Source organism: Streptomyces sp. CA-111067, from assembly GCF_050956065.1.
Taxonomy (GTDB): Bacteria; Actinomycetota; Actinomycetes; order Streptomycetales; family Streptomycetaceae; genus Actinacidiphila.
The window spans coordinates 4095789-4117104 of the sequence record NZ_CP192103.1; the positions used below are offsets into that span (position 1 = coordinate 4095789).

The following is a 21316-nucleotide window of genomic DNA, read 5'->3' on the forward strand; positions in this document are numbered from 1 at the left end:
TCCGCTGCCGCCCGAGTGAACCCGTTGTGAGCCAGATGTCGTTGCACGGCAGGTGAAGCAGCGTCAGAATCTTGTCCTGAGCACTGACGGGGGCGGGGCTGCGGCACGGGGCTGGACGGCCAAGTGGACTGCGACTTGAAGGCGGGGCGAGGGTGGTCAAGTTGTTCATCAGCCACAGCACCAGTTCTGACAAGAGGACCGCCCGGTTGAGGGACGGCATCGCCGACGGCCTCAAGGGCCGGGAGTACGACGTCCTGCTCGATGTGCGCATCCGGCGGCCCAGCCGTCCCTGGCAGTTGAAGCTCGCCTGCTTCCTCGGGGAGTGCGACGCGGCCCTCGTCCTCGTCAACAAGGCGGCCCTGACATCGGACTGGGTGCGTCGCGAGACCAACATCCTGCACTGGCGCAAGACGCTGAATCCGGCCATGGTGCTGGTCACCGTGCTGGTGGGCGCGGTCAGCCCGGAGGAGCTGCGGAACTCCGAGATCGGCTATCTGGCCGAGGACGACCTGGAGAAGATCGGTCCCGGCGGCTCGGCCGGTTCGGCGGCGGAGGTCGGCCGGCTCGTCGCGATGTTCCCCAAGGTGCTGCGGGCGGGCAACGACGCGGTGAGCAGCTGGCTGCGCAACATCGCCATCCAACTCTCCGAGATCAAGCACGAGTCCACCTTCGCCGAGATCGCCCAGGAGCTGGAGATCCCCGCCGAGGAGCACACCGAGCTGGTCCCCGGGATGGCCCCGGTGCTGCTCGCCTCGCAGATGCTCGACACGCACGACATCGCCAAACTGCTCAAGACGCTGCTGGCGGCGCTGGACGGCGGCCTCGAACCGCGCCGCACCGCCTTGCTGGCGACGATGGTCTTCCCGGCCTGGGTCGACCGTGACGAGGCCCGGCGCATCGTGCGCGACACGGACGGCTCGGTCCGCCGGGTCATCATCCTCAACGTCGACAGCCCGCTGATCGGGCAGCAGTACCTGGACCGGGCGTTCTGCGTCAACAGCAGGAGCTACTACATCGCGCAGGCGGTGGGACGGCCGCTGGGCGAGGACGACCCGGAGTCGTACCTGCTCCACCAGTGCGAGGGCGCGGTCAAGGCCGCGCTGGGCCTGGAACCCCACGACGAGCTGGGCGCCCTGAAGGAACCGGCCGGCTTCGGCCGGTTCTTCCTGCTGCTCGACGCCAAGCGGTGCGATCTGCGGATCGTGCACCGGGTCATCGCCCAGTTGCACGAGAAGGTCCCCTGGATGCAGGTGCTGGTCATTCCCGGCCGGGGCGCGAACGCGCGGGAGCGCTGGCCGGGAAGTCCCGACGAAGTGCTGGTTCTCGATCCACCGTTCGAGGCGAGTCATGAGAATGTGGTCAAGTCCGCCGTACTGCGCGTGGCCGACAAGGTGGGTACGGTCAACGGGAGGTCGTGGTGAGCGAGCAGCACAGCGGTGCGGGGCAGCCGTCGGACGGCGCCGCGGAACAGGAATGGCTCGACACGCCGGACCGCGGCGACGGATACGTCTACGTCATGCCGGGCGACCTGGAGTTCGCGGTGAAGGTCGCCCTCGCCACCGGCCGCCCGCTGCTCTTACGGGGCATGCCGGGGTCGGGCAAGTCCTCCCTGGCGCCGTTCATCGCCCGCCAACGGGGCTGGCGTTACTACGAGCACGTGGTCACCTACCGCACCCAGCCGCGTGAACTGCTGTGGAGTTTCGACAGCGTCCGCAGGCTCGGCGACGCGCAGGTGGCAGGCCGCACCGGGGAGCGGCCCGACGACGCCGCGTACATCCAACCGGGCGTCCTGTGGTGGGCGTTGGCGCCCCGCTCGGCGCGCCGCAGGGGCAGGCGGGAGGACGCCGAGATCCCCGATCCGTGCCCCGACCCGTCCGAGGACAACCGCGACCGCAGCCCCGACCACGCCGTCGTCCTCATCGACGAGATCGACAAGGCCGATCCCGACGTGCCCAACAGCCTTCTCGTCCCGCTGGGCCTGCACAAGTTCCTGGTGACCGAGATCGGCGAGGAGATCCGCACCGAACGGCCCGACCCCGCCGCGCGGCCCGCCGCCAAGGACGCCGTCGAAGACGCCGTGGAGACCCACCACCTGGTCATCTTCACCACCAACGAGGAGCGCGAGCTGCCGCAGGCGCTGCTACGCCGCTGCGTGGTGCACGAACTGCCCGCGCACGGCCGGGACATGCTCATCAGCATCGCGAAGGAGCACATGCGGACGTGGCCCGGAGGGCTCACCCCGCAGGACGAGGAACTGGCCGAGGAGATCGCCGACAAGCTGGTGGAGGTGCGCGAGGAGGCCGACCGGCGGGATGTGCGGCGGCCGAGCACCGCCGAGTACCTGGACGCGCTGCGCGCCTGCCGGACGCTGAACATCCGCCCCGGCGGCGCCGAGTGGGAGATGCTGACCCGCAACGTCCTGCTCAAGCCGCAGCAGATGGCCGGTGACCAGGCATGACCGGTGAGATCTGGCTCGGCGACGTGGTCAGGGCGGCCAGGGCGCTGGGTGCCGGGTCCCCGGCGGAGTACGGCAGGATCGCCGCCCTGCTCGGCATGGGCGGCCGGCCGGCCGACCCCCGGCGCGCGGGCCCCGAGCCGCCCGGCGACGGCGCCCCGGCCCGGCAGGCGCCGGCCCGGGAGGACGACGAGGACCCCGCGCTGCCGCGTCCCGCCGACGACCCGTCGGTCTTCGGCCGCAGCCGGCGGCCGGCCCGGGCCGACACCGTCAACGTCCTCGTTCCCGTCCAGGACGCGGAACGGCCCGCGCTGCACTGGGCCACCCCCTCGCTGCCCCGCCCCGGCGGACGGGACCGGGCCAGGCGGCCCCCGCACCTGTCGCTGCTCGCGCCGCGCTCCACGGCCGCGCTGCTCAGCATGGTGCTGTCCCGGGTCACCGACGAGGGCGAGCTCGACGTCGAGCGCGCCACCGAGGAACTGGCGCACGCCCGCCCGCTGTCGGACCTCCCCCGGCTGCCGCTGCCCACGCTGCGCTACGGCGTGCAGATACTCGCCGACACCTCGGGCGCGATGGAGCCCTTCGCGCGGGATGTCGAAGAGGTCGTCGGCCAGGTCAGGGCGCTGGCCGGGATCACCGGCACGCAGGTGCTGCGCTTCGCCGACGTCCCCCTGCGCGGGGCGGGCCCCGGCTCCCGGGTCACCTGGCGGCGGCCCTACCGGCCGCCGCGACCGCGGGTGCGGGTGCTGATCCTGTCCGACCTCGGGGCCGGCGGTCCGGCCATGAACCCGTGGCGGGCCACCGAGCAGGAGTGGCGCGCCACCATCGACATGATCCGTCAACGCGGCTGCGAACCGGTGGCGTTGGTGCCGCTGCCCGAGCGCTACCACCCGCGCTGGGCCCGCGGGCTGCTGCCGACGCTGGCCTGGGACCGCGGCACCACCGTGGGCAAGGCGTCGGGGGTCAGGCCGTGACCGGGCAGCCGGGCCCCGGGCGGGAGTTAGCGGTCCTGCTCAGCATCGCCGCCCGGATCGAACCGGAGTTGATGCGGGCGGTGCGGCTGCGCGCGGCGCCCGGCCTCGATGTCGCCGCCGAGGTGGACTTCTGGTTCGGCGGCCTGGTCGCCCACCGCGGCTACGGCCATGTCGTTCTCAACCCGCAGCTGCTCGGCGAACTGCGGGCCGAACTGTCCGCGAAGCTGCGCCAGGCGGCCGACGGCGACCCCGTCCACCGGCTGTGGCCCACCTTCGTGGAGCTGCGGGTCGGGGAGTCCCCCGCGATGATCGCCCAGGAGACCGCCAACTGGCGCGCGGTCAGCGGCGATCCGGACGCCGACTGGCAGATCGACGAGGCGCTCCGGCCGGCCCTGCGGGCCCTGGTGGAGGAGGAGCGGGACGGCATCGCGCTGTGGTTCACCGAGGCGTGGGAGACGTTCCCCGAGCGCGTGCAACGCTCCACCACCGCCTGGCAGTTGCTGACGCTGTCGGCCGCGCGGCTGGACCAGGACCCGCCGGCCGGGCCGCGCCCGCCGCGGCTCGCGCTCGGCGACGCCGCCGTCATCGCGGAAGGGCTGCCCAAGGCGCCGCTGCACCTGGCGTGGGAGGGGCCCCGACTCCGGCTCAGCGACGTCCCGTTCGGGCCCGACGAGTTCGCCGTCATGGTGCCCGACACCGATCCGCGGATCGTGGAGCTGGTCACGGCCAACTCCGTACGGACCATCCTCGTCGGCCGGGACGCGTCCGTGGAGGAGTGGGTGGGGCCGGAGGGCGGCCGGCTGCACACCGCGGACGGATCGACGTACGCGCTGCCCTCCCCGGTCGTCACGCAGCCCGACTCCCCCCTGCCTGACGACTCTTGGGGTGGCGGGCCCACCTCCGAGGGGGACGAGCCGGCGGGGCACCGCGCCACCGGGCACATCAGCATCTGCTTCGCCGGGGAGAGCCGCCCCTGGGCGAAGTGGGCCGCCCATCTGATCGAGGCGGCCGGCCAGACCACCACCCTGCTGCACTGGGACACCGCCTCCCGCACCCCCACCGAGTCGCTGGGCTCGCTGCTGGCCGCGCCCGGCCAGGTGCTGCTGCTCATCAACGACCGGGCGCTGCGGCCCGATCTGCACGACGAGGCCGCGTGGGCCGAGGCGTTCCGGCTGGTCGTCGCCCCGAACCGGGACCGCTTCGCGGCCATCACGCTCAGCGAGCCGCTGCCGGGCGCCACCGCGCTGCTGCGCCCGGTGGACCTGGCCGGACTCGACGAGAGCCAGGCCAGGCGCAGAGTGCTGGAGACGCTGGGCGTCGATCCCGGCGAGGACCCGCCGCACCCGGACGGCCCGCGCTTCCCCAACGACCCGCTGCGGGCCCGCGAGACGCCCCGGCGCAACACCCAGTTCACCGGCCGCAAGGACGACCTGGAGGAGCTGTCGGAGCTGCTGGCCGACCCCGGCCCCACCGGCGCCCGGGTCGTCCTGCACGGCATCTCGGGCGTGGGCAAGACCCAGTTGGCCACCGAGTACGCGCACCGCTACGGCGACGGGTACGACATCGTCTGGTGGGTCACCTCAGGACCCACCGCACGCGAGGAGTTCGCGGCACTGGCCGCCCACCTGCACATCGCGGTGGGCCGTGACGTCGGCGAACGGGTCCGCGCCGTGCAGAGCACCCTGCGCGGCGCCGGCAGCGAGCCGCGCCGGCGCTGGCTGCTGATCTTCGACGGTGCCGACACCGTCGGCGAGATCCGCGACCTGCTGCCCGACGGGCACGGCGACGTGCTGGTCACCAGCCTCAGCCGCGACTGGGCCGTCATGCTGGGCTTCCAGGAGTTCACCGTCCGCCCGTTCACCAGGACCGAGAGCACGGCCTTCATCCGCCGCCGGGTACCGCACAGCACCGGCCCGCAGGCGGACCGGCTGGCCGAGGCCGCGGAGGACCTGCCGCTGGTACTGGCCCAGACCACCGGCTGGTTGAGCTCGAACCCCGACGAGCCGGTCGACGACTACCTGGACGCGCTGGAACGGCAGTCACCGGAAGAGCTCGCGGTGCGGACCGAGCCCGACTACACCGACGGCTTCGTACGGGCCTGGGGGCTGCTGCTCAGCACCCTCAGGCAGCGCAACCCCGAGTCGGCCGAACTGATCGAGCTCATGGTGATGTTCTCGCCGGACGCGATCCCGCTGCGGCTGATCGCCGCCGCCCCGCCCGGTGTGTTCCAGCCCGGCGGCCTTGCCAGCACGGTGTCGGACTCCACCCGCTGGGAGAACGCCCTGGCCGGGCTCGCCGACCTCGCCGCGATCCATCTGAACTACTCCCAGGACCCGTCGCGGGAGTGGGGCGTCGAGACCGCCCGGATGCACGGGCTCTACCACCGCTTCGTGCGCGGCAACCTCAGCGGCCCGCGCCGCACCGCGCTGACCGCCGTGGCCTGCGGGGTGCTGGCCGCGGCCAACCCCGGCCGGCCCCGGGACCAGCGCGAGTGGCCCGCGTACACCCGCCTCATCCCGCACCTGGACTACGCCGGCGCTCTGGACCGCGACGAACCCGAGGTGCGCAAGCTCGTCCTTGACTGCGTCGACACGCTCGTCCTGCGGGGCGAGTACGACACCGGGCTGCGGCTGTGCCAGCAGGCCGTCACCCGCTGGGGGCCGCGGCACCCCGACACCCACCCGGACATGCTGATCCTGCGGCACCAGCACGCCAACATCCTCCGCCGGGTGGGCCGTTACCGGGACGCGGAGGCCGTCGGACGGGCCGTCGTGGACGGGCTGGCCGGCAGCGCGGAGTCCGACGACCCGAACCTGCTGCGTGCCAAGGACGGCCTCGGCGGCACCCTGATGGCGCTCGGCCAGTTCGAGCGGTCCCGGGCCCTGTTCGAGGAGGTCTGGCGGGGCTACGCGAACCGGTCAGGACCGCAGGACCCCTACGTCGTCAGCGCCAGGGGCAACATGGCGCTGACGCTGGGCCTGCTCGGCCGCTACGCCGAATCCCTGCAGATTCACCTCGAGTTGTTCGAGCTGCGCGGCGGCAGCCTGGGGGCCGACCACTTCCGGACGCTGTACTCCGGCCTCTGCCTGGCCTGGATGACCCGGCTGCTGGGCCGCTACCGGGAGGCGCTGGCGGTGCAGGAGCCGAACGCCCGGCTGCACAGCCGGGTGCTGGGCCCGCACCATCCGCAGACCCTGCGCGCCGAGCACAACCTCGCCCAATGCCTGCGCAGGGACGGCCAGTTGGACGAGGCGACCAGCCTGTTCACCAGTGTCGTCGAACGCTCCCGGCAGGCGCAGGGCGAACTCCACCCGGAGACGCTGATGATGGCCTCCGACCAGGCCGCGCTGCTGCGCTCGACCAGCCCGCGGCAGGCCCACGAACTGGCCCGTACCGTCTACGAGCGCTACCTGCGGCTGCTCGGCCCCGACCACCCCTACACCGCGGGCTCGCTCGGCAACCTCGCGCTCGCCCAGTGGTCCGACGGCGACGAGCGAGGCGAGGCCGACGCCGCCGCGCACACCTCCTGGCGGCAGATGGTCCGCGCCGTCGGGGACGACCACCCGTGGACGCTCGGCTGCCGGCTCAACCTGGCCTCTGGGCTGGCCCTTTCGGGGCAGGCGCAGCAGGCGCTCGCCCACGACACCGACCTCATCGAGCCCACCGCCCGCCAGTTGGGCGCGGGACACCCGCTCAGCCTCGCCGCCGCCACCGCCCGCGCCTGCGACCTGCGCACCCTGGACCGGACCGAGGAGGCCGAGGAGCTGCGGCTCGACGTCGTCGCCCGGCTCCGCGACAGCCTCGGGCCGCAGCACCCGCACACCAGGTCGGCGGAGGCGCTGAAGCGGCCGCACTGGGACTTCGAACCGCAGCCGATCTGACCTCACCGGTTCGAGCCGCGGCCGATCCGGCCCGCACCGGTTCGAACCGCAGCCCATCTGACCCTCACCAGGACGCCGGACCCGGGTACGGCGGTCGCCCAAGGAGACCAGGCGCATGGACAGCCGGAGCACGGCCGACGGCCGGCACTTCACCATCAGCTACGCGGGGTTCAACCGGCCGTGGGCGGCCTGGATCGCCCACCAGCTCACCGGGCGCGGCCACCAGGCGGCCATGCGGCGCTGGAGCCCGCGGCCGGACGTGCCCTTCGAGGACGAGTTCGGCGCGCTGCTCGCCGGGCCCGGGAACGTCGTCCTGGTGCTGGACGACTGGTACTTCGGCCTCGGGCCGGTCCCGGAGGCCGACTGGGACCGGGTGCTGCGGCAGGCCGTGCCGCGGCACGCCGACCGGCTGACCGCCGTCACCGTCGCCACCCGCGAGGTGCCGGACGCCGTGTCGCTGCTCGATCCCGCCGACCTGCGCGACCTGGACGAGCAGGAGGCCGTCCGCAGGCTGCTGCGCAGGCTCTCCATCGACGCGGCGGAGGCACCGGTGCCGGCGGACGGTTCCGGCGCGCGCTTCCCCAACGAGCCGCCCGCGGTGGTCGACACCTTCCGCCGCAACATGCGCTTCACCGGCCGGGACGCCGAACTGGAGCGCATCCAAAGCCTGTTGACGGCCGGCGCGGCCGGGGCCGCCGGCCGGGTCGTGCTCAGCGGCGGCAGCGGCACCGGCAAGACCCAGATCGCCGCCGAGTACACCCACCGCTTCGGCAACGACTACGACGTGGTGTGGTGGGTGGACGCCACGCACCGCGCCGGCGCCCGCGAGCGGCTGGCCGCGCTGGCCCCGCTGCTCGGCCTGCCGGTCAGCGAACGCATCGGCGAGCGGATCAGGGCCCTGCACGAGGCGTCCCGGGCCGGCACGGGCGGCACCTGGCTGGTGGTCTTCGACGGCGCCGAGGACCCCGCCGAGCTGGCCGACCTGCTGCCGGACCGCCGCGCGCACGTGCTGCTCACCGGCGCCACTCGGGACTGGTCCGCGGTGCCCGGCACCCACGTCCTGGACATCCAGCCCTTCAGCCGCGTCGAGAGCGTCGCCTACGTACGGCGCCGGGCCCCTCGCCTCACCGCGGCGGAAGCCGACCGACTCGCCGCGGCCGTCCGGGACCTGCCGCTGCTGCTCTCCCAGACCGCCGCCTGGCTGAACGCCAACGACGAACCGCCCGAGGACTACGTGCGGCGGCTGCTCGCCGACGCCCCGGAGGGCGGCTACCCGCTCGGCTTCGGCACGGCCTGGACGACCACGCTCGCCACCCTGCGGGCGAAGCACGAGGACACCGTCGAACTGCTGCGCCTGCTGGCCTTCTTCTCGCCCAACGAGATCCCGGTCCGGCTGCTCACCGAGGTCAGGCACGGCGAACTGCCCGCCCCACTCGACGAGTTGGTGCACGACCAGCGCTCCTGGCACCTGGCGCTGCGCCGGCTGTCGGAGAACACCGCGGTGCGGCTTGACTACGAGCAGGAGCCGGCCGACTCCCCCGCCGTCGAGCAGGCCCGGATGCACCGGCTCTACCACCGCTTCCTGCGCGAGACGTTGAGCGCGCAGGAGCGGCAGGCGTACGCCGACATCGCCTGCCAGGTGCTGGTCGGCGCGGACCCGCGGCGGCCCGGCGACACCCGCGACTGGGAGCGGTACGCGCTGCTGCTGCCGCACCTGGAGTTCGCCGGCGCCTTCGACTCCGCCCGCCCGGCGGTGCAGGAACTGCTGCTCAACTGCGTGGAGTACCTGCGGGTGCGCGGCGAGTACCGCACCGCGCTGCGGCTCTGCGAGGAGATCCTGGCGCACTGGCAGCGCGACCTCGACCCCGCCCACGGCGCCCTGCTGTCGCTGCGGCACCGGCTGTGCCACATCCTGCGGCTGGCCGGCCGCTACGCCGAGGCCGAGACGTTCGGCCGCGCGGTCGTCCGGCTGCTGGCGGAGGCACGCTCCGACGACCAGCCCGAACTGCTGCGCGCCAAGGACGGGTTGGGCAGCACGCTGCTCGCTCTCGGCCGGTTCCCGCAGGCGCTCGACCTGTTCACCGAGGCCGCGGCCCGGTTCGCCGACCAGTTCGGCACCGAGGCCCCGCTGACCCTGGCCTCCCGGCACAACCAGGGCCTGGCCCTGCTGATGCTCGGCCGCTACACCGAGGCCCGCGCCATCCACCGGGACGTGCTGCAGATCCGGCAGCGCCGGCTGCGGTCCCGGCACCAGCTCACCCTGCTGACCGGCACCGTCTACGCACGGCTGATCCGGCTGATGGGCGACTACCCGGAGTCGGTCTCGCGGCTGGAGCAGATCGTGCGCACCCTGCGGCAGATCTCCGGCGAACGCCATCCGCAGGCCATCATGGCCGACCACCAACTCGGCGCGTCCCGGCGGCGGGCCGGCGACTTCGCCGAGGCCGGCGAGCGGCTGTCGGGCGCCTTCCACCGGGCCGCGCAGGTGCTCGGCCCCGACCACCCCGACACCCTCATCATGGAGGCCGACTACGCGACCTTCCTGCGCGAGTACGGGGACCTGAACGCCGCCCTGCGGCACTCCGAGTCCGTCGCGGACCGCTTCGACGGCCTACTGGGCGCCGAACACCCCTACAGCATCGGCACGTTGGGCAACCTGGGCCTCGCGCTCGGGCAGGCGGGCGACCACCAGAAGGCGCTGGACCTGGCGGAGGCGGCGCTGCGCTCCATGACCGGGGCGCTCGGCGACGACCACCCGTGGGTGCTGGGCTGCGCCCTGAACGTCTGCGGCGCCCGCAGCCGCGTGTACGACAACGAGGGCGCGTACCGGCTCAGCGCCGAGACCGAGCGGCGCGCCACCCGGCTGGTCGGCCCCACCCACCCGCTGACCCTGGCGGCGAAGACGGCGCTCTCCGACGACCTGCGCAACCTGGGCCGGGCCGCCGAGGCCGCCGCGTACGAACGGGATGCGGTCCAGGTGCTCGGCCAGACCCTCGGCACCGACCACCCGCAGGCCCGCGACGCCCGCCGCCGGGTGCGGCCCTACTGGGACTTCGAGCCGCAACCGATCTGATCCCGCGCTTCTCGTGACCGCAACTGTACGAAAAACTAGGGTATTTGTTGCAGTGAGCCGCCGGTTTCCGCGAATCTCCAGGAGCCCGTTGATGACGACCACAGTGCGCGCGACCGACCCCCCTCACGTATCCGTCGTCTACGCCGGGATCAGCAACGGCTGGGCGCAGTGGATCCAATGGGTGCTCGCCCAGGAGGGCTGGACGGTCGACGACGTGCGCTGGCGGCCGTTCGGGCACCTGCCCGAGGTGTCGCAGCTGCAGGAGTTCCTGGCCAAGCCCGGCCGGGTGCTGCTCGTCCTCGACGACTGGTACCTGCGCTTCGACACCGGCCGCAGCCGGGAGTGGGCCCAGGTACTGCGCGAGGTGATGCCCCGGCTGCGGGGCCGGGTCGGCGCGGTCACGGTGACCACCCGGGCGCTGCCGGACGAGTCGGTGAGCCTCGGCGCGGTCACCCTGCGCGGGGTCGGCCCGGAGGAGGCGCGTCGCCGGCTGCTGAAGGTGGTCGGGCGGGTGCCGTCCTCGCCCTACCAGCGGCAGGACGAGAGCCCGCGCTACCCCGAGGACCCGCCGGCCGTGGCGAACACCCCGCGCCGCAACCCGCGCTTCACCGGCCGCGAGGACCTGCTGAACGAGCTGCACGACATGCTCAACTCCGGTAACGGGGCGGGCGTCCGGGTGCTGCTGCACGGCCCGCCCGGGGTCGGCAAGAGCCAGTCCGCGGCCGAGTACGCGCGCCGGTTCGCCGGCGAGTACGACGTGACCTGGTGGGTGCCGGCCGCGACGAAGGCGGCGGCGCGGGAGGCGTTCGCGGCGCTGGCCCGGGAGGTGGGCCTCGGCGAGGGCGACCAGCTGACCGGCCAGATCGAGGCGGTGCGGGCGGCCCTGGAGAAGGACCCGAAGGGCAGCTGGCTGGTGGTCTTCGACGGCGCGGAGGACATCGACGGGATCGCGGAGCTGCTGCCCGCGGGCCGCGGGCAGGTGCTGATCACGGCGCAGAACACCGGGTGGACGCGGCTCGGGGTGCAGCCGCGCGAGCTGCCGCCGTTCGACCGGGACGAGAGCGTGGCGTTCGCGTGCCGCAGGGCGCCGCGGCTGAACGAGGCGCAGGCGGCGGAACTCGCCGCTGTGCTCGGGGACTTGCCGCTGGTGATCGACCAGAGTGCGGCGTGGATCGACGCGCATCCGACGACGGACATCGCGGATTATGTGCGGGTTCTGGGCGGGGCCGGGGCGCGGGACGGCGGGGCGGAGCCTGCCGGTGGGGGAGGCGGGGGCGTCGGGGCCGTTCGGGCCGGGGAGTCGGTGCCGGCGCGGACACCCCCGCAGGCGCCGTCGGCCCACCGCCAGGTGTGGGAGCGGACGCTCACCGGGCTCGCTGAGCGGTCCCCGCGGGTGCACGAGCTGTTGCTGCTGCTGTCGTTCTTCTCCCCCGACATGCTGCCGGTCCGGCTGCTGCACTCCGCCCGCCCGAGCGACCTGCCGCCGCGGCTCGCCTCCCTCATCACGGACGCGAGCAGCCGGGACACCGCGCTGCTGACGATCTCCGAACTGACGTCCATGCGGGTGGAGTTCGGCACAGAGCCGCAGCAGGACTCCACCAGCGTGATGTCGCTGCGCATGCACCGAAGCTTCCGCCGGTTCATCCGCGACGGGCTGACCCCGGAGGAGAAGCGGGCGTACTCCGCGACGGCCGCGCGGGTGCTGGTCGGCGCCGACCCCGGCGAGCCCGAGTCCCCCTGGAACTGGCGCCGTTACGCCGAGATCCTGCCGCACCTCGAACCGTCCGGCGCGCTGGAATCCGACGACCCCGACGTCCACCGGCTGCTGCTGCACTGCATCGACTACCTGCGGGTGCGCGGCGAGTACCAGGACGGCTGGGCGCTGGCCCGGCAGGTGCTGGAGCGCTGGCGGCAGGTCTTCGCGCCGACCGAGCAGCGCGTGCTGGCCGCCGCGTACCAGGAGGCGCGGATGCTGCGCGGCCTCGGCCGCTACGAGGAGGCCGAGAAGGCCGACCGGGAGCTGCTGGCGCTGTTCGCGGGAACGGGCGTCGAGGACGGCATCGAGCTGCTGCGCGCCAAGGACGGGCTGGGCGCCACACTGATGGCGCGCGGCCGGTACGACGAGGCGCGCGGGCTGTACGAGGAGGCCGCGCGCGAGGCCGCGGACTGGCTCGGCGAGCGGTACGTTCCGCAGACCCTGCAGTTCCGCACCAACCTCGCGCTGGCGACCGGGATGCAGGGCCACTACGCGGAGTCCTGCGAGTTACACCGCGACGTGTACGAACGGCGGGTGGGACTGCTCGGCTCGCGGGCCCGCCGCACCCTCCAGTCCGGCTACTACACCGCGCGGATGCTGCGGCTGCTCGGCCGGCTGAACGAGGCCCGCAGCCTCCAGGACTACAACGTGCACCTGCTGCGCAGAACCCTGGACGAGGCCCACCGGCAGACCCTGCTGGCCGAGCACAACCTGGCGCTCTGCCTGCGGCGCGACGGCGAGTTGGAGCCGGCCCGGGAGAAGATGCGCGAGGCCCGCCGCCGCCTCCTGGTCCTCAGCGGCGCCGACCACCCTGACGTCCTCATGGTCTCCCTGGACTACTCGATGCTGCTGCGCGTCCTCGGCGAACGCACCAAGGCCCGCGGCCTGGCCGAGGCGAGCGCCCAGACCTACGCCGACCGCCTCGGCGCCCTCCACCCGTACGCGATCGGCGCCCGCAACAACAACGCGATGCTGATGCTGGACGACGGCGAACTCGAAGCGGCCCGCGACCTGGCCGAGCAGTCGATGCGCCAGTTGGAGGAGACGATCGGCCGCGGCCACGTATGGACGGTGGGCTGCGCGATGAACTGCACGGCGGCGATGGCCGCGGTAGGCGACCCGGAATCCGCCGAACGCCTGGGCCGCGACGCCCTGGCCCGAGCGATCACCGCGGTCGGCGACCGCCACGTCCTCTCCCTTAACCTCCGCGCCGGCCTGGCCCAGGACCTCCGCACCCTGGGCCGCGACGACGAGGCGGACGCGCTGGAGCGGGCAGCGGTGTCGGTGCTGTCCGCGGAGTACGGCAGCGACCACGAACAGACGGTGTACATGCGCTCGGGAGCGCGCCCGTACTGGGATTTCGAACCGCAGCCGACGTAGCGGCATTTCCCCGATACGCCGTCCGGGTAATTCCCGACATGGCACAGGGCACCACGATGCTACCGTGCGAATTCCTCAGCATGGGAGAGACAAGTGGCGCCAGAATATGCCGGCAAGATCGCTCATGACGTCCGTGATTCCGTACCCGACTGGACCCCGTTCGCGGAGCCGAAGGCGCCGGAAGGGGCGCCGAATGTGCTCTACATCGTCTGGGACGACATGGGTTTCGGGTCGTGGGATCTCTACGGCGGCCTGATCGAGATGCCGAATATGAAGCGCATCGCCGACCGCGGAGTGCGGTTCACGCAGTTCCATACGACGGCGCTGTGCTCGCCCACCCGGTCGAGTCTGCTGACCGGGCGCAGTCCCGGCTCCAACGGCATGTCGACGATCGGGGAGTTCGCGGACGGATTCCCGAACATCTCGTGTGTGATCCCCCGGGAGAACGGCTTCATCTCCGAGACGCTCCGGGCGCGCGGCTACAACACGATGGCCGTCGGCAAGTGGCATCTGTCGCCCGCGACGGAGATGTCCATGGGGGCGTCCAAGCGGACCTGGCCGGTGCAGCGCGGATTCGACCGCTTCTACGGATTCCTCGGCGGACTGACCGACCAGTGGTATCCCGACCTCTGGTACGACAACCACCAGGTCGACGCGCCGGCCGGCCCTGACGACGGGTACCACCTGTCCAAGGACCTCGCCGACCGGGCGATCGAGTTCCTGTCGGACTCGCGGGCCACCGCCCCGGGAAAGCCCTGGCTGATGTATTTCGCGCCGGGCGCCTGCCACGCCCCGCACCACGTTTTCAGCGAGTGGTCGGACCGCTACCGGGGCACGTTCGACATGGGTTACGAGAAGTACCGGGAAATCGTGCTGCGCCGCCAGAAGCAGCTGGGCATCGTGCCCGAGCACCTGGAGCTGCCGGACATCAATCCGCTGGCGGGTGAGACCAGCGTGGACGGCACCCCGTGGCTCGACTCTGAGGTCGTACGCCCGTGGGCCGACATCAGTGAGGACGAGCGCAAGCTCCTGATCAGGCAGGCCGAGGTGTACGCGGCGTTCGCCAGCTACACCGACGCGCAGATCGGCAGGATGCTCGACTTCCTCGAACGCACCGGCCAACTCGACAACACCGTCATCGTGACGATGTCGGACAACGGGGCCTCCGCCGAGGGCGGTCCGCAGGGGTCGGTCAACGAGAACCGCTGGTACAACGGCGTCCCGGAGAATCTCGACGACAACATCCGGCACCTGGACCAGCTCGGCACCGAATGGACCCATCCGCATTTCTCCAACGGCTGGGCGATGGCCTTCAACACGCCGTTCAAGATGTACAAGGAGCACGCCTCCTGGGAGGGCGGCACCGCGGACCCGATGATCGTGTCCTGGCCGAAGGGCCTGCCCGACCAGGGCGGTGTCTGCCACGCGTACATGCACGCCATGGACGTGGTGCCCACGCTGTACGGGCTGCTCGGGGTCGAAGCGCCCGACCGGCTCGAAGGGGTGAAGCAGAGCCCGATCGAGGGGGTGGACATGGGCGCCGTCCTGCGCGGCCCCGAGGGCAGCAGCCCCAAGCACACCCAGTTCTACTCGATGCTGGGCACCCGCGCGATCTGGCGGGACGGCTGGCAGGCAAGCACCATCCACCCGCCGGCCCCGTCCGGTTGGGGGCACTTCGACGAGGACAAGTGGGTGCTGTACCACCTCGACCACGACCGCAACCAGATGGACGACCTGGCCGCCGAGAAGCCGGAACTGCTGGCCGAGCTGATCGCCCTGTGGGACGAGCAGGCCGCCTCGTTCAACGGATACCCGCTCGACGACCGGACCGCGGCCGACCTCAACAACATCGACCAGCCGAGTGTCGCCGACACCTCCGGTCGGCTGATGCTCCTTCCGGGCGGCGCCGAGGTCCCCGAGCGGGCCTTCGTCATCATCGGGCGCTCCTTCTCCGTCTCCGCCACCCTCACCGTGGACGATCCGGGGGCCGCCGGCATCCTGTTCGCCAGCGGCGGCCGTTTCGGCGGCCATTCCCTTTACCTGCTCGACGGTGTCCCGCACTACGTCTACAACTGGCTCGGCGAGCTCGAACAAAAGCTTGTGTCCGACAAGCCGGTGGCAACAGGCCGGACCATCGTCGTCGGCGCCGAGTTCGTGAAGAGCGGCACCGACGGGCCGTCGCCGACCGGAACGGCACGGCTGCTCATCGACGGTGACGTGGTGGCGGAAAGCGAGATCAAAGTGCAGCCGGCGTTCTTCTCCCTCTCCGGCGAGGGAACGAATGTGGGGCGGGACCGCGGCCAGCCGGTATCTTCTGACTACCGGTCGCCTTTCATGCTGACCGGGGCCACCATCGACCACGTCGTGGTCACGACCGGGGACGACGTCAGCATTGATTTCGAACGCGAATCCGAGGCCCTGTTCCGACGCGACTGAGACGGGACGCCCTCCACGCGGGATGGTGAACGTGCCGGCCGGCACGTTCACCATGGGCTGCGAGAACTTCTTTCCCGAGGAGAAGCCGGCCCATCAGGTCAGCGTGCCGGAATTCGCGATCGACACCCACCCGGTGACCGTCGCGCAGTTCCGCCGGTTCGTGAAGGCCACCGGTTATCTCACCGTGGCGGAACGGCCGCTCGACCCGGCGGACTATCCCGGTGCCGCACCCGCCGAACTGGTCCCCGGCGCGCTGGTGTTCCGGCGCACGCGGGGACCGGTGCCCCTTGACGACTGGCGGCACTGGTGGAGTTACGTCCCGGGAGCCGACTGGCGCCACCCCTTCGGCCCGGACAGCAGTCTCGACGGCCGCGACCAGCACCCCGTCACCCAGGTCGCGCACGCCGACGCGCTCGCCTACGCCGGGTGGGCCGGCAAGCGGCTGCCCACCGAGGCCGAATGGGAGTACGCCGCCCGCGGCGGCCTGCACGCCGCCACCTACAGCTGGGGCGACGACTTCGAGCCCAGAGGCCGGCGCATGGCCAACACCTGGGCCGGCGAGTTCCCCTGGCAGTTCCAGCCGGCCCGCGGGCAGGGCGCGCAGCCGGACACGACGCCGGTCGGCAGCTACCCGCCCAACGGATACGGCCTGTTCGACATGACCGGCAACGTGTGGGAGTGGACCGCCGATCGCTACTTCCCCAGGCACCGAGGCGCCGCCCCCGCGGCGTGCTGCGCACCCGCCATGCCGCAGACCGTCCAGTCCGCGGGGCCCGGTGCGGACGCGGAGGCAGCGCGGCTGATCCCCCGGGTCATCAAGGGCGGCTCCTACCTCTGCGCCCCCAACTACTGCCTGCGCTACCGCCCCGCGGCCCGCCAGCGCCAGACCGAGGACACCTCCACCTGCCACCTCGGCTTCCGCTGCGTGTCCGGCGCCGCCTCGCGAGAGGGGCGGGTGCCGTCCCCGGCCGGGGCCGCCGGGTGATCAGCCTGCTCGATGGGTTGCCATCTCGTCGTCGAGGTTGGTGAGGTGGCAGCCGTGGAGGGTGCGGACGAGTTGGGAGGCGATGGTCCAGCGGATTTCGTGGTGGTGGTAGGCGACGATTGCGTCGGTGAGGGGGCGGTGGGGGTTGCGGGGGTCGTAGAGGGCGCCGTAGACGCCGACGATGGGGTGGTGTTTGACGCGGACGGCGACGTAGGTGTTGGTGAGGTGGGGGCACATGCGGACGGATCTGCGGGCGCAGGGCAGGCACAGTGGGGGGTGGACGGCGGCCATGTCGTTGGGCCAGCCGGGCCAGTCGTCGGGGCCGCCCCGGTCGTCGTGCAGCAGCCACAGCACGCCTTGGTCGTTGCGGTCGGCGGGTCCGGCGCAGACTTGGCAGCGCAGCCCGGTCATGACTTCGCGTTGGCGTAGGGAGTGGACCTTCCCCAACTGGGGTTCGCCCTGGCCGGGTTGGTGGGCGATGCGGTTCCACAGCACGCCGTGCTCGTCCCGGTCGGTGGGCCGTTCGTCGTGGTACGCCACCCGGCCGAGGAAATCCATGACCCGGTGCGGGCGTTCGGTGGTCTCCTCGCTCCACGTGGAAATGTAGGGAACGGTGACCATGGCGCGCCCGGTCACCTTTCTCCCCGCCCGGCGCGCGGACGTTGGCGTTCCAGGGCGGTCACCGGGCAGCCGAGTACGTCGGCGATCCGCCGGAGATTGGGCGGCGTCGCACTTCGCCATCCCGACTCGATCTCGCCCATCAGCACCGGGGAGATACCGCCGGCGTCGGCGAGCGCGCGTCTGGTGAGCTCGCACTTCTCCCGCGCCCACGTCACGGCGGCCGGGTCCTGGCGGAGATGCTTCGGGCGCCGCCGGGTACGGGGTGCGGGCGCGGCCCCATGGCTCACGGTTCGGCCGGCCCCGACGCTTCCGACGACCCGGGCCCAGACTCGTTTGCCGCCCGTCACCGGGTCGTCGGCGAACCCCCAACGCCCCCCGGTGACCGCGTGCACGAGGGCCAGCCCCCGGCCGCTCTCCGCGTCCAGCGCGGCGTTCCGCATGTCCGGGTCGGCGGGACTGCCGTCCGCGATCTCCAGCCGCACGCCCACGGTGCCACGCTCGTACCGGGTCTCGATCTCCCGCTCGTGCCCACCCGCGTTGACCGCGTTGGTCAGCAACTCGCTCAACACCAGCTCGGCGTCATCGCAGAGTTCGGCCACCCCCCAGTCGGCGAGAACGGCCCGCAAGTCGTGCCGCGCGGCCGGCACGGAGGCCGCGACGCACGGCCAGGCCGCAACCACGACCAGGGGTACCCGGCACGCGGGTTGGGGGGCCGCGCACTCCCCGTGTCCCACGGGTTCAGGTACCCGTGGGGGTAACGCGTTGAGGTTGAGGTGAGGGTTAGAGAGCATGATCCGCTCCTCTCCGTAGCGGTACGACTACCAGGGCTGTCCAGAGTGGTCTACAGTCGCGCTGTCATCAACTTGCGCATTTTGCTCGGAGAGTTAGGGGTTCTGCATGGTGAACCGGAAGGATCTAGACCTCGATGCGTCTCCAGCGGCCCGGTTCGGGCAGCGTCTGCGGCAAATTCGAGACGAGAACGGATGGACGCAGGACGACCTGGGCGCTCGCATGAGGTGCACCGGAACCCACATTTCCGCCGTCGAAACTGGTCGCCGCCCTCCAACTAGTCGCTTCGCGGCAAGTGCTGACAGGGCGTTCGGTACCGGCGACAAGTTTCAGCGCATGGTGAGTGCGCTACAGAACACGGCGCTGCTGGAGGGGTTCCAGGAGTACGTACGGCAGGAGCTACGGGCCGCAGAGATCAGCCTCTTCGAACTGGGGATCGTTCCGGGTCTACTCCAGACACCGGAATACGCGGCGGCCATCGCCACGGGCGCCTTGCGGCGGGGGTCGATCACGGAGCAGCAGGCAGAGGAAAGGCTGGCTCTTCTTGCCGAGCGACAAGCGGCGCTAGGGCGGACACCCCCGCCATTCGTCTATGCGGTGCTGGACGAGAGCTGTATCCGGCGGCCGGTCGGCGGATCTGAAGTCATGGCTGCCCAGTTGGACAAGCTCGTTGCGTTCGCCGAGCTGCCGTCCACTGTGTTCCAGATCGCCCCGTTCGATCTCGGCGAGCGCCGCGCGTTCGACCTTCCGGTGACTCTCCTGATGCTCCCGGATCGGTCACAGATTGCCTACTCGGAGTCCGCGCAGCAGGGGCTGCTGGAGCGCGATACGCGCTTCGTTCAGCCCATGTTGACGGCCTACCATCAGCTACAGGCCGAAGCACTGTCGCAAACGACATCCGTGGCCATGATCGAACAGTTACGAAAGGGCACCCCGTGACGACCGACACCCCGCAGTGGTTCACGTCCTCGTACAGCAGCAACGGCGGCCAGTGCATCGAGGTCGCCGGCAACCTCATCGCCCCGCGCGGCGTCGTGCCCGTCCGGGACTCCAAGGACCCCGAGGGCCCCGCCCTCACCTTCCCCGCCGACGCGTTCGCCTTCTTCGTCGCGGGCGTCAAAGCCGGGGAGTTCCCCCTTACCTGACCCTCGACGGCGGCCCGCTACCCGTGGCGGACGGATAGCCGGGCCGTTCGGCTCCGAACACGGGGTGGTCCGGGCCCGAGCGGCGCTGGGACGGGCGCGGTGACGGACACAGCGCGGGCGGGTCAGAAAAGGGTCGGAGCTTCATCGGGGCCCCCGCCCGGCGGGAGACCGCGCAGCTCTTCCAGCGAGCCGGCCACCGTGGCGAGGTGGACGAAGAGGCGGGCCGCGACCAAAGCGTCGTAGTCGGCCCGATGGGGGCGCATGCCGGGGGGCAGGCCTTCGGCGAGTTGCAACGCCTCGGCCAGCGAGACCAGTCGGAAACTCTGCTGGCCGGGCAGGAGCCGTCGGGCGAGCTTGAGCGTGTCGAAGACCTCGGGGCACGTCCAGCCGGGCATCTTGCGGCGGAGGACGTTGGCATCCACGTGGGCGTTGTGCGCCACGAAGGCCGAGACGTCCAACGCCTTGAGCACGTCGTCCTTGATGTCCGCGAACACCGGGGCGTCGGCCACGGCCTTGTTGCTGATGCCGTGCACGCGCTGCGCCATCGGCGTGATCGCCTGGTCAGGGCGAACCAGCCACGACACCGGCGCCCCGACGACGCCGCCGACAATCGGGACGACCGCCAACTCCACGAGGTCGGGCGGCTGGTGGCCGTTCCCCTCGACGTCAACGACCGCGTAGGGGAGTTCCGTCCAGTCAGCCATCGTGCGTGCCGCCTTCCAGCCGATCTCAGCTCGGCCATGTCGCCGCTCCCGGTGCGGGTGCCGTACGTCGTGCACCTGGAACCCGAGGGCGTGTTGCAAGTAGTAACGAGGCTGCGTCGCCGGGTCAGGGAACCTCGGGGGTTGCGGCGTGGAGGAGGAGTTCGGCGCCTAGGGGGGTGAGGGTGTGGTGGGTGGTGCGGCCGGTGCGGTGGGTGGTGATCAGGCCCGCCCTCCGGAGGATCGTCGCGTGTTCGCTTGCTGAGGCTGGGGAGAGGCCGACGCGGCGGGCCAGCTGGCCGGTGGAGACGCCCTCGGCTATGACCTGGAGGACGGCTGCGCGGCTGTGGCCGAGGAGGGCGGCGAGGCCGTCGTGCGGGCCGGTCAGTTCGGGGAGGGGGCGGTCTCTGGTGACCTCGTAGTAGAGGGTCGGCTGCTCCTCGTCGGGGTCGCACGGGACGTACGAGGTGAACGCGGCGGGGGCGAGCAGCAGGCCGCGGCCGGACAGCCGGTAGTCGTACGAGCCCTCGGACACCGTGTCGATCTCCAGGTACGGGGGCCGCCAGCGCATCCGGGGGTGCAGCGTGGCCAGCAGCCGTTCGATGCCGCCGTCGCCCAACTGGCGTGCCCGCGAGGCGCGTTCGGCCGCGAGCAGTGCGGACAGCTCCGGCCAGTACGGGGCCACCGCCACCCGGTGGTAGTCGCGGACGGCCTGGGCCAGGCCGGTCGCCGCGCCCCGGTCGCCGTCGGCGAAAGCGCGGGTCCAGCCGGGCAGCGGGCGGTGCCGCGCCACGTAGGCCAGGTCCGCGCGCATCTCGCGGCGCGGGGTGCGCAGCAGGCGTTCCAACTCCTCGTCCAGCGTGGGCAGTCCGGCGGGCGGGCGCAGGAAGCGCGGGGCCGGGTGCGCGGCCTCGACCGGGGCGAGGCTGCCGAAGACCGCGAGCGCGGCGCCGGGCAGTTCGGCCCGCACGCTGCGCCGCCAGCCGTCCAGGTCGCCGCGCCCGGGGCGGCGGGACAGCCCGAAGACGCTCAGGGTGGCGGCGGTGAGCGGGCTCGGCGCGCCCGCCAGCCGGGTACGGGCCAGATCGGTCAGGCCGAAGTGAATGCGCACCGCTCCCCC

At 72.2% G+C, this 21316-nt stretch carries 14 protein-coding genes; 10 read left to right on the forward strand and 4 right to left on the reverse strand.

Annotation, left to right across the window (positions count from 1 at the left end; translation table 11 throughout):
* The first annotated feature begins 152 nt into the window (after positions 1–152).
* The 8 genes from ACQPW6_RS17740 (at position 153) to ACQPW6_RS17775 (ending at position 16940) form a co-directional block, all read left to right on the forward strand.
* The gene (locus tag ACQPW6_RS17740; RefSeq protein ID WP_433890607.1) at positions 153–1421 is read left to right on the forward strand and encodes a toll/interleukin-1 receptor domain-containing protein; all 1269 of its coding nucleotides are present in this window, start codon (positions 153–155) and stop codon (positions 1419–1421) included.
* Complete coding sequence (locus ACQPW6_RS17745) at positions 1418–2458, forward strand: AAA family ATPase (protein ID WP_433890608.1); 1041 nt, start codon at positions 1418–1420, stop codon at positions 2456–2458. Before ACQPW6_RS17740 ends, ACQPW6_RS17745 begins: the two co-directional genes overlap by 4 nt.
* A complete protein-coding gene (locus ACQPW6_RS17750; protein ID WP_433890609.1) occupies positions 2455–3429 on the forward strand; it encodes a hypothetical protein in 975 nt (324 codons plus the stop codon). The genes ACQPW6_RS17745 and ACQPW6_RS17750 overlap by 4 nt, the downstream gene beginning before the upstream one ends.
* Positions 3426–7310, forward strand: coding sequence for an FxSxx-COOH system tetratricopeptide repeat protein (gene fxsT, locus ACQPW6_RS17755; protein WP_433890610.1), 3885 nt, complete (start codon positions 3426–3428; stop codon positions 7308–7310). The genes ACQPW6_RS17750 and fxsT (ACQPW6_RS17755) overlap by 4 nt, the downstream gene beginning before the upstream one ends.
* Positions 7311–7425: 115 nt before the next feature.
* A complete protein-coding gene (gene fxsT / locus ACQPW6_RS17760; protein WP_433890611.1) occupies positions 7426–10383 on the forward strand; it encodes an FxSxx-COOH system tetratricopeptide repeat protein in 2958 nt (985 codons plus the stop codon).
* A gap of 91 nt (positions 10384–10474) precedes the next feature.
* Positions 10475–13519: an FxSxx-COOH system tetratricopeptide repeat protein gene (gene fxsT / locus ACQPW6_RS17765; protein ID WP_433890612.1), complete on the forward strand. Its 3045-nt coding sequence runs from the start codon at positions 10475–10477 to the stop codon at positions 13517–13519.
* A 93-nt stretch (positions 13520–13612) separates the two neighbouring features.
* Entirely contained in the window at positions 13613–15955 is a 2343-nt protein-coding gene (locus ACQPW6_RS17770; RefSeq protein WP_433890613.1) for an arylsulfatase, read from the forward strand.
* A 22-nt stretch (positions 15956–15977) separates the two neighbouring features.
* Positions 15978–16940 carry a formylglycine-generating enzyme family protein gene (locus ACQPW6_RS17775; RefSeq protein ID WP_433890614.1) on the forward strand — a complete coding sequence of 321 codons (963 nt, stop codon included), beginning with the start codon at positions 15978–15980 and terminating at the stop codon, positions 16938–16940.
* Here ACQPW6_RS17775 and ACQPW6_RS17780 read toward each other — a convergent pair whose 3' ends face one another.
* Together ACQPW6_RS17780 and ACQPW6_RS17785 are read right to left on the reverse strand one after the other, a co-directional pair.
* The gene (locus ACQPW6_RS17780) at positions 16941–17561 is read right to left on the reverse strand and encodes a hypothetical protein (protein WP_433890615.1); all 621 of its coding nucleotides are present in this window, start codon (positions 17559–17561) and stop codon (positions 16941–16943) included.
* Between the two features lie 11 nt (positions 17562–17572).
* Positions 17573–18241, reverse strand: a complete 669-nt coding sequence (locus ACQPW6_RS17785) for an ATP-binding protein (RefSeq protein WP_433890616.1) — start codon at positions 18239–18241, stop codon at positions 17573–17575.
* A gap of 217 nt (positions 18242–18458) precedes the next feature.
* Between ACQPW6_RS17785 and ACQPW6_RS17790 the strand changes: the two genes are divergently transcribed.
* Together ACQPW6_RS17790 and ACQPW6_RS17795 are read left to right on the forward strand one after the other, a co-directional pair.
* Entirely contained in the window at positions 18459–19289 is an 831-nt protein-coding gene (locus ACQPW6_RS17790; RefSeq protein ID WP_433890617.1) for a helix-turn-helix domain-containing protein, read from the forward strand.
* Positions 19286–19495 (forward strand): DUF397 domain-containing protein, encoded by a 210-nt coding sequence (locus tag ACQPW6_RS17795; RefSeq protein ID WP_433890618.1) that lies wholly within the window; start codon positions 19286–19288, stop codon positions 19493–19495. Before ACQPW6_RS17790 ends, ACQPW6_RS17795 begins: the two co-directional genes overlap by 4 nt.
* A 122-nt stretch (positions 19496–19617) precedes the next feature.
* On the opposite strand, the gene ACQPW6_RS17800 is transcribed toward ACQPW6_RS17795, so the two are convergent.
* A complete protein-coding gene (locus tag ACQPW6_RS17800; RefSeq protein WP_433890619.1) occupies positions 19618–20199 on the reverse strand; it encodes a 3'-5' exonuclease in 582 nt (193 codons plus the stop codon).
* Positions 20200–20323: 124 nt separating this feature from the next.
* The gene (locus ACQPW6_RS17805) at positions 20324–21307 is read right to left on the reverse strand and encodes an ArsR/SmtB family transcription factor (protein WP_433890620.1); all 984 of its coding nucleotides are present in this window, start codon (positions 21305–21307) and stop codon (positions 20324–20326) included.
* Positions 21308–21316 lie beyond the last annotated feature (9 nt).

What these genes read in the sequence shown, in the direction of transcription:
- ACQPW6_RS17750 (WP_433890609.1), top strand. Translation starts at nt 2,455, where the DNA reads ATGACCGGTGAGATCTGGCTCGGCGACGTGGTCAGGGCGGCCAGGGCG.
- fxsT (WP_433890611.1), top strand. Translation starts at nt 7,426, where the DNA reads ATGGACAGCCGGAGCACGGCCGACGGCCGGCACTTCACCATCAGCTAC.
- fxsT (WP_433890612.1), top strand. Translation starts at nt 10,475, where the DNA reads ATGACGACCACAGTGCGCGCGACCGACCCCCCTCACGTATCCGTCGTC.
- ACQPW6_RS17775 (WP_433890614.1), top strand. Translation starts at nt 15,978, where the DNA reads ATGGTGAACGTGCCGGCCGGCACGTTCACCATGGGCTGCGAGAACTTC.
- ACQPW6_RS17780 (WP_433890615.1), bottom strand. Translation starts at nt 17,561, where the DNA reads ATGGTCACCGTTCCCTACATTTCCACGTGGAGCGAGGAGACCACCGAA.
- ACQPW6_RS17790 (WP_433890617.1), top strand. Translation starts at nt 18,459, where the DNA reads ATGGTGAACCGGAAGGATCTAGACCTCGATGCGTCTCCAGCGGCCCGG.
- ACQPW6_RS17800 (WP_433890619.1), bottom strand. Translation starts at nt 20,199, where the DNA reads ATGGCTGACTGGACGGAACTCCCCTACGCGGTCGTTGACGTCGAGGGG.